Raw genomic sequence first — 13,639 nt, forward strand, 5'->3', positions numbered from 1 at the left:
ATATTATTTAATTAAATCTAAATAACACGACTCATATAAAGTAATAATAGTTTTAGTATCATACTGCTTTGCGGTATTAAATGCAGCAATACTAAAATTATCATATAACTGATTATTTAATAGCAAATTATTTGCCCTCAAAGTCATATTTTCAATATCACCAACATGACAAGTAAAGCCATTATGATTATCTAAAACAAGCTCTACTATGCCACCTGAGTTAGTTGTTATTACTGGGACACCAAAAGACATAGCTTCAAGAGCCACCAAGCCAAAACTCTCTGATTCTGATGGCAATAAAAATAAATCTGTTTTCTTTAAGAAACTCTGAATATTATTACTTTTACCAACAAAATGTACAGAACTATCTAGACCATATGCATTTACTAAATCCTTAGTTTTCTCTAAATCGGGACCATCACCAATCATTATTAATTCTGATTTAATATTTTTTTGAATATTATTAAAAACTTTAACAACATCTAATGTTCTTTTAACAGGTCTGAAATTAGAAATATGAGTAAGAATCTTTGTACTATTAGTTTTTTTATTAACATTTAAATTCGAAGGATCAATATTGATGAAATTAGGTATTACTTTAATATCATGTTGAATATTAAAATACTGTAAAGTTTTTTCTTTTAAATCTTTTGAAACACATGTGACTAAAGTAGATTTATTAATTGCATAATTAACCGAAGAAAGTACATAAGGACTTTTACCTACTAATGTGATATCTGTACCATGTAATGTCGTAACAATAGGAATTGTATTATTATTAATAGATAAAATTTGTTGAGCATTTACAGCAGCATAAGCATGTGGAATTGCATAATGAACATGTAACAAATCTAAACTAAAATCCTTAACAACTTCAACTATTCTAGCAGTTAAGGCCAATTCATAAGGGGGATATTCAAAGAGAGGGTAAATTGGCACAGTAACCTTGTGAAAAAATATGTTTGGCTCATTTAAATTAATCCTGACAGGTTTTTCATAAGATATAAAATGAACTTCATATTTAGATGCAAGACCCATTCCTAATTCTGATGCAACAATACCGCTTCCACCAAATGTAGGATAACAAATAATACCAATTTTAATCATTTCTTAAACCANGTTTATATCTTACACACTCTATTCTAACTCCTAAAGAATCATAAACACACCAATCGCCATTTTTCTTGCCATTCATAAATGAACCATTCTCCCGAACTCCTCCATTAGGAAAATAAATAATTTTATCTCCATTAAGCTCATTATCCTTATAAAAGGATTGGGATTTTAAATTACCATTTTTATAATAAGCAAATACAGTATCCATAATAACACCCTTATTATAATTATATTTTATACTAATTTTTTCATTATCAAAATACCATTTTGCTAATCCATCTTTATAACCATTCACATAGATGCAAGATTCTTGAATCTTACCATTTCTATAATATTTTGAATAAAGACCATGTTTAACACCTAAAATATAAAATACATCTTCATTAATTTTTCCATTATCATGAAAATAAATTTGTCTACCATTATAACGACCTTCACTATAAAATTCTTGTTCATTTAACTTTCCTCTCTTATTAAGGGAAATACGGACTCCATCTAATTTACCTTCACGATAACTACATATTTCTCTTAACTGACCATTCTCATGATATCTTAACCACAAACCCTCCTCTAAATCATTAACAAAACTACCCTCTTCAGAAACAATAGTGTCAGAATTAAAAGGGAAAAACAATTGCCAGTGTCCTTGCTTTAGGTTGTTAGAGTCAATTAAGTTAGTTTGACTATGAACTAAAATTGGCATAATAATAAAAAAGAAAAAACGCATATTTAATTAATAATTGAATTATAAATAATTTTTTGAATATCTGTCCGTATATTTTCTTTAACCAATCTCAAATTATTTCCATCAGGAAAAGCTCTACCATTAGACAAAAAAACAAAGACAATNTCTTCTTTGGGGTCAGCCCAAGTAATTGTACCTGTCCAACCTGAATGACCAAAGCTTTCCAGAGAAATAGAGTCACAAGTAGGTCCATCTTCTTCAGGATCAATACTTGGCTTATCAAAAATAATACCTCTTCTATTTTTAATATGAGAAAAGGGCGAATTTGTAAATTTAGAAATAGTTTTTTCATTAAGTAAATACTTGTTCCCACACTTGCCACCATCTAAATAAAATTGCATTAATTTCATGAGATCTATTGCATTTGCAAATAATCCAGCGTGTAGTGCTACACCACCAAATAATGCCGCACCCTGATCATGTACATATCCTTGAATTAATTGTTTACGAAAATAAACATCATTTTCTGTAGGTACTATTTTACTTTTTGGAAATTTTTCTAGTGGATGATAAGTTATTCTATAGACACCCATTGGGTAATAAAAGTTCTTATAAAGAAAATTAGGAATACTAGATCTTATTTTTTTTTCTAAAATAGGTTGTAAAAGATAAAATCCCAAGTCACTGTATCGATATTCTTTTGTTTCTAGTAATTCAGAATTAATAATGTCATCAATAATTGTATCAGTAAAGCTTTTTTTTATAAAAATATTCTTTGCAACNNACAAAGAATAANTGCTAGTATAATCTTTGGTATATAAATCATCTCGTAATTCTCCAAATTCATTTANTGTGTTTTTGTAAAATGGTATCCAAGGAAATAATTTTGCCTGATGAGTTAAAATGTCTATCATTTTTAAATTACCCTTATTAGTGTTTTTGAAAAGATTAGAGTAATGTTTTAATTTTTTATTTAAATTGAAGGACTTTTGATCATACAAGTACATAATTAATGGTGCAGCTGAAGCAATCTTAGTAATTGAAGCAACATCATAAAGATGATCATCTCTAACCAATTGAATTGAATCATATGTGTGATACCCAAAAGATTTTTGATAAAATATCTNACCATGTCTAGAAACAACAATCTGACAACCAGGCATAATTCCGTTACTAATTGCATTATTAACTAGTGTATCAATCTCATTCAGTGAATCTACATCCATTCCTAACTCAACAGGTAAAGAAAATTGCAAATTTCTAGATTTATCTAAAAAAAGACCGTCTCCTATTGAAAATTGATTTAAAGAGATAGGCAGTTTACCCTTTACCTCTATAGAGCCAAAATGTAACTGAGCGGATAAGTCTTGAAAATCATAAGAATTTTGATAAGACAAAACTACAGCCTGAGCATTTGATGTATTAATACTATTTAGCAATCTAGGATGACCAAAAATATTTAAAATCACATTATTAGCATTAATTAATTTATTTAAAAAAATGCTATCATTNAATTTTAAATGATGCTTTTCCCAGAAATTATTATTTGGATAATGTAAACTAACAATTATAATATCATAGTGATTTAATTTATCAATTAAAAGACCAGAATCTGATTCTGAATAATAATTATATTTAGATACAGGAATATATGAGTTGAGTCTGTCATAAAAAACATCTCCTGAGTCTGAACCCATGATTAAACATGCAATTTTTACAGAATCATTGGTTTGGATTGGTAAAGCTTGATTGTTTTGCAGAAGAGTAATTGCATTTTTAGATAATTGTCTATTTAATAATTTAGATGAATTATTTTGTAAATCAGTATTATTAATGACGTTTTTTTGACTAGCCAAAAAAGCCCATCTTTTTAGCATAAGAATTTGACGACAGCTATTATCTAATTGTTGATATAAAAGAGGACTATTTTTGACTTTAGATTTAATCAAAGAAATCGCCATTGGAACATTCGTAGGAAAAAGTAAAATATCATTACCGGCTAAAAAAGCATTTAATTCTCTTTCACCTGGTTTACTGAAATCCGAAAGCGCGTGCATGTTTAAAGCATCACTTACAACTAAACCATTAAATTTCATATCATCTTTTAGAATATCCATAATTAACTTCTTGGAAAATGAGGATGGTACATTTAACGTGTCAATTGTCGGTAAATTTATGTGAGCAACCATAATTGAACCCAATCTATTGTCAATAAGCTTTTTAAATGGAAACAATTCAAGACTATCTAATCTATCGCGGTTATGACGAATTACAGGTAGGGATAAATGCGAATCTACATCAGTGTCTCCATGACCAGGAAAATGCTTAGCACATGCTAAAATATTATGATCATGTAAACCTTGCATATATAAAATCCCTTTTGAAGCAACTAAATACCTGTCTTCACCAAAAGATCGTCTATCAATAATAGGATTATTTGGGTTATTATTAATATCTAAAACTGGTGCAAAATTCATATGCAATCCCAATTCCTGACATTGTTTTGCAACATGAGACNCAAATTGATAAAGTAAATCATCATCTTGTATGGCTCCTAAGGTCATCATCCAAGGAAAAGTTTGAACGCTATCTAATCTCATTGCAACTCCCCATTCAGCATCAATTCCAGCAAGTAAACCAATTGGAGAAATTTTATTATATCTACTTAGTAAAGACTTTAATTGACTGGGACCTGATTGAAAAAATATAAGACCGCCTATTTCATGTTTTAAAATTAGACTATCTACCTTATTATAATAATTTTCATCTAAATTTTTACCATTAGCTTGTACCATAAATAATTGAGCAATTTTCTGATCTAATGTTAATGTAGATAAAATACTATCTGCCCAATTTGCAGTAACTTCATTATGATAAATAGGTAATGTAGACTTTTGAACAATATCCNTGTTTATCGTAAATGANACAAAAAAGAAGAAAATAAGTACAATNATGAACTGTCTCAAAACACTATTTATTATTAATAAAGAACCCATGAAAGATGAGAAAAAGTTACTCTAAAAAAAACTAAAAAAGAAATCCATACAACAAAAAAANTAATTAATACATTTCTAACTAAATTTATCGATAAAAACAACGGGCAATTTAACTATCTTTTTAAGAGTTTTATCATAACAAACTAAACCTGTTTTAACTCTAGCTATTTCATTCTTTTTCATATCATGAATCATATAAAATAACTCAAACCCATGCTTATAAAGGTCCGAAACAGTGATTGAAATATCTAATTTCTGACCATAAAAAGCCTCCTTTTTGTAAACTATAGCACTATCTGCCATCAGTAAACCAGAACCATAAAAATTTTTCTCACTTAATCCTAAANCTTGTAAAAATCTTACTCTAGCTTCGTGAACAATACTTAAGACAGAATCATTACCTAAATGACCCCCATAATTCATATCATAAATTCTAAGAAATAATGTTGTTGAAAAGTGTATAGTTTTTGGAATTGATAACTTGATTCTTGGCATATTATATATATAAATTCGTAATTTAATATATTTACTATGAAATGAAAAAATTATTATATATAATATCCTTGACATTATTTAACTATAGTGTGCTAGCACAAGATTTAATTTCAAACTTACCTCAGAGTGCTATTTTAGTAAGATTACAAACAAATGAACACATTATTAAATATTATTTAAATCAAGGTAACATTCAGAAAGCAAATAAAGAAGAGCTGAGACAAAAGAAAAAAAATTCTGAAATCATAAATACATTTANTGACGAGTGGGAATTTTGTCCTGTATATTTTTTCTATAGTGATAAATCTCAACAAATTATTAATAAAGATTTTAAAAATATTTTTAAAAATACTGAAGAGGATAGGTTGTCATTTGAAGAGATTCAAAAATTAAAAAATGAATTTATAATTATATATTTTGGTGAAACACAAGGCAAGTTGAAATTTAATGCATTGGTTTTAAATGACTCAAAAATGCAACAATTAAAAAAGCCATACCCAAAGTTTGTAAGAACATATAAAGGACTTGGATTTCTAAGTAGAAACACTTCAAAAACAATCAGAATATTAAAACAAAAAATATCATGGCACTATGATAATAAATAATTTTTTTGTTTAAATGCATAAAATATTTTGGGACATATCCAAGCATCAATAGCAGCATAATTTTTTTGTTGATCTGTAAGTATGTCTAAATTCCAATCCGACAGTCTTTGTCTTTTACTAATTCGAAAACCTAACATCATAATTGTTAATTTCACAGCACCAATACTTTGAAAATTATTTTTTTTTGCGAGCTGATTTAAATCAATAAAGTTTGATGGTTTAAATTGTTTTAGCTTTTGTAATCCTGTTATATCATTCTTAATATCAATACCAACTTTAACTATATTGGGGTTATTAAAAACATTTAATAATTCCTGAATTAATCCAATTTTATTAATTCTAAATAAAAAAACATCATTATCGACAGATATTTGAACTAGAGATATATGATGGTAAACACCTTTCTTAAATGATGGTTTTGTTTCTGTATCAAAACCAATTAAAGTAGCACTTGAAATTACATCAAAACACTTGGAAACATCGTTCAAATGTTCTATTAAATGGACCCTTGCAGTAAAATCAATTAATGGATATTTTTTTACATCTTCTTTCGCGACAAATTTCATGTTTTTAATTTTTATTGGTGATAAAAAATCCAGAAAATAAATTATTTTTTTTCATTGATTGCAGTTGTGACCAAATGGGTATACAGTTCATAATATCAACTTGTAAACAATAATTAATATCTTCTTCGAGGTTCATTCTTTGTCGATATGAAGATTTGAGCAAAAAGTTACTTAAATTATTTTGGGCAGATTCATATAAGTTTTGAGACATGAAAACAGAGTCCGAATTAGAGTAAAACATATCATTTTTTAGTAGTTTCTTTGACAATAATCCAGCCAATAAAGCATCTTCGATACAAAGTCTACCTTTCCAACCAGAACACACAATCAGTATATCACTTTTATCAATAGATTTTATATATTCAGCAACAGAACTCACATTCAAAAATGAAGCTAATAAAATACCATGGCCTGCATTTTTAGATTTTTCAATTGCATTTGTTCCATTTGTAGTAGTAATTGCCAACGAAATTCCATCAAATTTTTTTCTATCATAAAGTAAAGGTGAATTACCTAAATCAAAACCCGAAACAATATTTCCATTTCTTTCAGCTGCAAATAAAAAATCTTCTGTATCCATCGTCATTTTCATCTTGACCGCATCTTCAACAGTAGACACTGTGAAAACACGATTCCCTCCATTATTTAAAAAAACACAGATAGCTGAGGTAGCTCTAAAAACATCTATTACAACTACCCTTTTTTGACTTAAGTCAAAAAAATCTAACATTGAAGGAGTAAGACAAATGTCAATATTTCTTTTAGATTTTTTTTTCATAAAATGGCAGCTTAATAATGATAGCTTTTAAAGTTTTGTTGCGAATTTTTATTAATATATTATTACCAAAATAAGATTGGGAAGTTATAATGTATCCCATACCTATGGCTTGATTAAGAGAAGGAGACATTGTACCAGAAGTAACATTACCAATTATATTATTATTAACATCTAAAATTTCATAGTCTTTTCTTGGTATACCTTTTTCTTGCAAAATAAATCCTACCAATTTTTTAGATACCCCGTTTGCAATTTGATTAACAATTCTATTTTTACCTATAAAGTTTTTATTTGTTTTGACTATCCATGATAAACCTGCTTCAATTGGTGTTGTATTTTCAGTTATATCATTACCATATAAACAATAACCCATTTCTAATCTAAGCGTATCTCTAGCTGCTAGACCAATGGGCTCAATATTTTCTTGAAGATCAAAAATTTTATTCCAAACTTTTTCTGCATCTTCTTGTTGAATATATAATTCAAAACCACCAGCCCCCGTATAGCCAGTACGTGAAATAATAACATCATTACATTCTGCAAAAAGTCCAATTTTAAATTTATAGTAAGAAATAGAATCAAGCGGAAGAGAAGTTAAATTTTGCAGCAATTGTAAAGCATTTGGGCCTTGAACAGCCAACAAACCTCTTTGATGAGTAATATCTTTAATTGAAAGATTATACTCATTAAAAGAGGATATCCAGTCAAAATCTTTTTTAGCATTTGAAGCATTGACAACTAACATGAATAAATTACTGGATATTTTATATACAAGTAAATCATCAATTATACCACCATTTTCATTGAGCATACAAGAGTACTGTACATCACCATCGTTTAATTTTTCAGCATCATTAGTTGTAATTTTTTGGACTAAATCAATTGCAAATTCACCTTTTATCATAATTTGACACATATGAGAAACATCAAATACTCCTACATTTGAGCGAACCGTATTATGCTCATAAATAACACCCTTATATTGAATAGGCATAAAATAGCCTCCAAAAGGCATTAATTTTGCGTTGTTTAGTTGATGTAATGAATAAAAAGCAGTTTTTTTATGCAAAAATTATAAAATTTATCTGTTAATTATGGTTGCAAATATAGTTAAGAATTTTTTTCTTGTGTTAAATTTATTATAATAAAAGTGAAAGTTTTTTAAATTTGTCAAAATTGAATTAACAACTAGAGATTTTAATCTAAAATATAACATTATGAAAACTATCGAATGTGCAATTATAGGATCAGGTCCAGCTGGATATACTGCAGCTATATATGCTTCTAGAGCAAACTTAAAGCCAGTATTAATACAGGGTATACAACCTGGAGGTCAACTTACTACAACTAATGATGTTGAGAATTATCCTGGCTACCCCAATGGAATAACAGGTCCCAAAATGATGGAAGATTTTCAAAAACAAGCTGAGAGATTTGGCACTGAGGTTATTTTTGGAACTGTTACAAAAGTAGAATTCTCTCAAACAAAAGGCGACACACATAAACTAATTATTGATAATAAGGATGAAATAAAAGCAAAAACTGTAATAATCTCAACAGGTGCATCAGCTAAATATTTAGGACTTCCTTCAGAACAAAAATTTATGGGTTCGGGAGTGTCTGCTTGTGCTGTATGTGATGGGTTTTTCTTTAAGAACCAAGATGTAGTTGTAGTTGGAGGGGGTGATTCTGCGGCTGAAGAGGCAACTTATTTATCCAATTTATGTAATAAAGTTTATTTATTAGTTAGAAAAAATGAAATGCGAGCTTCAAAAATAATGCAAAAAAGAGTATTCGACACAAAAAATCTAGAAGTTCTATTTAATCACGAAACAATTGAAGTTATGGGTGAAACCACTGTCAATCAAATAAAGGTAAAGGATACTAAAAAAAATCAAGAGAAAATTATAAATGCCACTGGTTTCTTTTTAGCAATTGGACATAATCCTAATACTGAAATATTTAAAAATCAATTAGATATGGATGAAGTTGGCTACTTAATTACTAAACCTGATAGCTCTTTAACAAATATTCCTGGGGTATTTGCAAGTGGTGATGCTCAAGATTCTATATATCGACAGGCTATAACAGCTGCTGGTAGTGGGTGTATGGCTGCATTAGATGCAGAAAGATACCTTGCATCTTTACATTAAAAAAAAGGGAGCACAAAGCTCCCTCAAATTCACATAAATCTATAAGCCGGATTCTGTATTCTTATTACTAAGAACCCTTATCATTTATCTAGTTATATTATCACTAATATAATCAATCGATCTACCCTCCAAGTTTGAGCGAGTAACTCTAAGTACAAAAGTACATCCTGGTATATTTGATCTTTCAATCCATAAGGTTTACCCAAATTTAATATCACTATTAAACTTTGTGAGCTCTTACCTCACTTTTTCACCCTTACCAATAAATTTTGGCGGTTATTTTCTGTGGCACTATCTGTATCTTTAAAATAAAGACCCTTCCTGTTAGGAAGTATGGTACTCTGTATTGTCCGGACTTTCCTCTTTCATTTGAAAGCGATAAGGCGATTTATGAAAATAATTAAAGAACGATTTAAGTTATTAAACAAATTTATAAAAAATTTAATAAATTTTTCTTTTATTCAACCATTCATGAAATTTAGCAGCATTAGCTGAATGATCAGAATGATTTTTAGCAAAATTATGATATTCAGAATTATCAGGTCTAGCACACATAAATAAAAAATTATGATCTTCAGGATGCAATACTGCTTCAATAGACTGAAGACTTGGTAAACAAATCGGAAAAGGGGGTAAACCCTTATGGTAATAAGTATTATATTTAGATTGTTTAGTTTGTTCAATATGCTTATTTCTAATACGTCTTAATGATTTATTATATTTTTTACGCCATATGTAAGCTATTGTTGGATCAGCAGCTAGTGGCCATCCAATTTTTATTCTATTAATATATAAGCCAGCAATAGTTGGCATTTCATCAAAATGACTAGCTTCCTTATCAACAATTGATGCTAAAACAAAAACTTCGTGAGCAGACAAATTACATTGATTAGCACTATTAATCCTCTCGTTTGTCCAAAAATTATTATACTCTAAACGCATTCTATTTAAGAACTCTTTAGGACTAATATCCCAATATAATTCATAAGTATTTGGAATAAGCAACAAATACAAACTGTCTAAAGGATAGTTATTTAAATTTAAATAGTTCAGCATATCTAATGAATCAAGATCTAGAGTAGAGTCCATTATACCAAAAAGATCTACAATATCATCCATACTATTAAATGTAAGTTTTGTAGGATCTTGGGATCTCGATCTGAGTTTATTTACCACATCATTTAAAGAGGATCCTTTTTGTAATATAAATCGACCTGAAGTATACCAGTATTGAAGTCTTTTTTTTTCAATAAATTGATTAAAAACCAATTTTGCTAAAGGATGAAAGTCAATAGCAATAGAATCTAATTGGTTGACAACATCTTCAAAAGAGGTGTCTTTACTAATAAAAAACTCTGTATTTTCTTTAACAATAGACTTATCTAAATACTCATTTTTTATAAAAAAAAGTAAAAAAATAAAGGGAATAAATAAAAAAGTAAAAATTAAACTATATCTCATTAATTTGATTTAACAGAGTTAAGGCATCTTTATTATTAGGATAAATCTCAAGAATTTTTTCTAGACAAAGAAACGCATCTTTTTGTTTATTTTCAAATAATAACAACTGTGCTTTGTTAATTAGAGTTTTTTCATGGTATGGGTCTAATTTTAAAGTTAAATTATAATAATCTAATGCATCTGAGTACTTGCCAATTGAAAAATATAAAAAGCCTAGATTTGCATATGCCAAAACAAAATTATTATCCTCGTTAATAATAAAATTAAATTCGTCAATTGCAAATTCAATTTTATTCCTTTTAAATAAAGAAATAGCATACTTGTTTCTAAATTCTAAATTATATGGTGCTAACTTGACAGCCTGTTGATAAAATAAAAAAGCATTTTCTAAATCATTTTCATGAACATATGACTCCCCAATTCTATAACAAGTCCAGGCATCCTTATTACTATAATCTTTATTAATTAAAAACTTATTAAGTAATAAACTAGCGCCTATATTATTGACCTCTTTTATAATTGAATTATAAGCTTGTCTTAAAAACAAATAATATATATGGACATATATACCTTGATCATTATCTAATTTTATTCCTTGTAAATAACTTGCAGCAGAATCTAAGTAAAATGAGTATGGATTGAATCTCTCATATTGCTGAAGATAACCTTGAATAATACTCAAATTATCAGGTAATTTATTATTAACACATTCTAGACCCAGGAATTCTTTATGTAATGTGTCAATATTTTCAGCGGCATCATTATTTGGAATTCTAATTTTGTGATCAGTAATTTGAACATGCGGAATATCAGTAGTATAAGATGCTGGCATATGACATGAAACACAATCATTGTTTGAATGAATTTTATTTTCTGTTTCCTCATTACAATCATCATTAATATGACAGTCTAAACATTTAGAATTAAAAAAGTTTTCAGGAACATCATGAACAGATACATGAGGATTGTGACAACTGACGCATGAAAGATTTTCTTCAGATTGAATATAACAAGAACTTAATTTCATTCTATCAACATGAGAAGCCATAATGAAATCATTTTCAGAATTGGAATATCTAGGTTGATATACATCCATAATATCACTTAAACGCATTCCAGGAAGGAAGTCAAAAAAAGATTTATGAGGTTTTAGCACTGCATTTCCCTGCAAATGACATCTTGCACATAAATCATTTTGTAACTCTAGACTTAAGTCAGCAGGATTGACTATACTATAATCAATAAGTTTAGTTGTATCCGTAATATTTCCTTTTTTTATCTTTTCTAAATGTAATTCTCCAGGTCCATGACACCTTTCGCAATCAATACCAGTGGGCATACTTTTATATTTATTTTCTGAACCTAATACAAAATCAGGATATGCATTGTGACATGCAATACATTCTAAGCCCATTTTTCTTGAAAATCTACTATTTTTATTATTCTCAAATCCAGGCGGAAAGTCTAAAATAGAGTCTTGAGTATAATAAGTAACTGGAGCTTGATATAAATATCCGTTGTTTGTAAAAAGATGAGAGTTTGTATGATGACCTGAACCAACAATATAATCAATGGGATAATTCAAATAATGTATAGTATCTCCAGAGCTTGACAACTGATATTCAATAAAATGTAAACTATCCTCAACCCATTGGGGGTGATAAAAAAAATCTAATAAAGTATCATGTAACTGTTTAGTGAAATCAGATGAACTATATTCTTTAAATGCTGGTCGAATAGATCTTCCCATTCCTGTATTTATAAAATTTTGATATTGTTCTTGATGACAAGCAGCACACTTATTCATGCCTACATAATTAGAATCAACAATTAAACTATCATATTGCTGATTATTATTACATGATAATAAAATTAAATAAACAATATAAATTTTGAAGTACTTCATATCTTAGGTAAAAGTCCTTCAAAATTTTTCTCAATTTCTGACTGAAGATATATATCGGAAAAGGTATCAGAATTTTTCTTAAAACTAACTTTCAAATCACCTCCTTTAGTTTTAACTAATACTTCTGAAACTGTTATAAAACCATTTACAAACGCACATAAAGCAGCTGCAACTGCACCTGTTCCACATGAGAGAGTTTCAGCTTCAACACCTCTTTCATATGTTCTAATAAATAGATTGTTATTAATAAACTGTGCAAATGTAACATTTGTGCCTTCAATTCTAAACCTTTTACTATAACGAATTTCAGCCCCCTCTTTATTCACGTCCATATTGTTTAGTTGATTTTTAAACATTACATAGTGTGGTGAACCTGTGTCAATAAAAGTTCCGTTAAAATCAGTTTTAAAATCTGTAACATCAACTAATGACACTTTTGATTTATTATTGTTAATATCTACTTCAAAAGAAAAAAGTCCTTGATTTGTTTCAAAATGACCACTAGAAAATGGTTCAGGGCCAGCAATTCCAATAGAAGATATAAAATGAGCACAGCACATACTACCATTACCACAAAACGATGAGACAAGTCCATCAGAATTGTAATATGTCATAAAATATAAACTTTTCGGACTAGTGGGTAAGTCGATAAGAATTAAACCATCAGCGCCTATTCCGGTTTTTCTGTCACACAAAGACTTTATATATGATTGATTATTCATAATAACAGAGGAAATCCTCAATGTATTAGAGAATTGTTTTAACCTATTATCAATTATAATAAAATCATTACCACAAGAATTATATTTTGAAAATTTTATCATACAAAAAAACATATAATATCTACAAAAATAATTAAATAAAAAACTACTTTTACA

Annotated in this window: 12 protein-coding genes and 1 other RNA gene; 2 read left to right on the plus strand and 11 right to left on the minus strand. The window is 28.3% G+C overall.

Going from position 1 to position 13,639, the window contains the following annotated elements; translation table 11 throughout:
- Positions 1-3 precede the first annotated feature (3 nt).
- The 4 genes from bshA to CBD51_004115 all read right to left on the minus strand — a co-directional run bounded on the left by bshA (position 4) and on the right by CBD51_004115 (position 5,367).
- Positions 4-1,104 carry an N-acetyl-alpha-D-glucosaminyl L-malate synthase BshA gene (gene bshA / locus CBD51_004100; protein RPG58857.1) on the minus strand — a complete coding sequence of 367 codons (1,101 nt, stop codon included), beginning with the start codon at positions 1,102-1,104 and terminating at the stop codon, positions 4-6.
- Complete coding sequence (locus tag CBD51_004105) at positions 1,100-1,843, minus strand: toxin-antitoxin system YwqK family antitoxin (protein ID RPG58804.1); 744 nt, start codon at positions 1,841-1,843, stop codon at positions 1,100-1,102. The genes bshA and CBD51_004105 overlap by 5 nt, the downstream gene beginning before the upstream one ends.
- 2 nt (positions 1,844-1,845) lie before the next feature.
- Positions 1,846-4,797, minus strand: a complete 2,952-nt coding sequence (locus tag CBD51_004110; protein RPG58805.1) for a beta-N-acetylglucosaminidase — start codon at positions 4,795-4,797, stop codon at positions 1,846-1,848.
- A 75-nt stretch (positions 4,798-4,872) separates the two neighbouring features.
- Positions 4,873-5,367, minus strand: a complete 495-nt coding sequence (locus tag CBD51_004115; protein ID RPG58806.1) for a thioesterase — start codon at positions 5,365-5,367, stop codon at positions 4,873-4,875.
- On the opposite strand from CBD51_004115, the gene CBD51_004120 reads away from it, so the two are divergent.
- On the plus strand, positions 5,334-5,897 hold the full coding sequence (locus CBD51_004120) for a hypothetical protein (protein RPG58807.1): 564 nt from the start codon (positions 5,334-5,336) through the stop codon (positions 5,895-5,897). The genes CBD51_004115 and CBD51_004120 overlap by 34 nt on opposite strands.
- On the opposite strand, the gene CBD51_004125 is transcribed toward CBD51_004120, so the two are convergent.
- Genes CBD51_004125 through gcvT form a run of 3 tightly spaced genes read right to left on the minus strand, consistent with a single transcriptional unit; the run spans position 5,882 to position 8,310 of the window.
- On the minus strand, positions 5,882-6,463 hold the full coding sequence (locus CBD51_004125) for a 3'-5' exonuclease domain-containing protein 2 (protein ID RPG58808.1): 582 nt from the start codon (positions 6,461-6,463) through the stop codon (positions 5,882-5,884). The genes CBD51_004120 and CBD51_004125 overlap by 16 nt on opposite strands.
- Positions 6,464-6,467: 4 nt before the next feature.
- Positions 6,468-7,241 carry a 2-phosphosulfolactate phosphatase gene (locus tag CBD51_004130; GenBank protein RPG58809.1) on the minus strand — a complete coding sequence of 258 codons (774 nt, stop codon included), beginning with the start codon at positions 7,239-7,241 and terminating at the stop codon, positions 6,468-6,470.
- Positions 7,225-8,310: a glycine cleavage system aminomethyltransferase GcvT gene (gene gcvT / locus CBD51_004135; GenBank protein RPG58810.1), complete on the minus strand. Its 1,086-nt coding sequence runs from the start codon at positions 8,308-8,310 to the stop codon at positions 7,225-7,227. Before gcvT ends, CBD51_004130 begins: the two co-directional genes overlap by 17 nt.
- 148 nt (positions 8,311-8,458) lie before the next feature.
- Between gcvT and trxB the strand changes: the two genes are divergently transcribed.
- Positions 8,459-9,394 carry a thioredoxin-disulfide reductase gene (trxB, locus tag CBD51_004140; protein ID RPG58811.1) on the plus strand — a complete coding sequence of 312 codons (936 nt, stop codon included), beginning with the start codon at positions 8,459-8,461 and terminating at the stop codon, positions 9,392-9,394.
- A gap of 26 nt (positions 9,395-9,420) precedes the next feature.
- Here trxB and rnpB read toward each other — a convergent pair.
- From rnpB to CBD51_004160, 4 genes are all read right to left on the minus strand, one after another.
- Positions 9,421-9,789: RNase P RNA component class A (gene rnpB, locus CBD51_004145), an RNA gene on the minus strand.
- Between the two features lie 46 nt (positions 9,790-9,835).
- Positions 9,836-10,855, minus strand: coding sequence for an endolytic transglycosylase MltG (mltG, locus tag CBD51_004150; GenBank protein ID RPG58812.1), 1,020 nt, complete (start codon positions 10,853-10,855; stop codon positions 9,836-9,838).
- Positions 10,845-12,761 (minus strand): pilus assembly protein TadD, encoded by a 1,917-nt coding sequence (locus CBD51_004155; protein ID RPG58813.1) that lies wholly within the window; start codon positions 12,759-12,761, stop codon positions 10,845-10,847. The genes mltG and CBD51_004155 overlap by 11 nt, the downstream gene beginning before the upstream one ends.
- Positions 12,758-13,597, minus strand: coding sequence for a diaminopimelate epimerase (locus CBD51_004160; protein RPG58814.1), 840 nt, complete (start codon positions 13,595-13,597; stop codon positions 12,758-12,760). The genes CBD51_004155 and CBD51_004160 overlap by 4 nt, the downstream gene beginning before the upstream one ends.
- Between the last annotated feature and the right edge of the window lie 42 nt (positions 13,598-13,639).

Source organism: Flavobacteriales bacterium TMED191 (genome assembly GCA_002171975.2).
In the GTDB taxonomy this organism is placed as follows: Bacteria; Bacteroidota; Bacteroidia; order Flavobacteriales; family TMED113.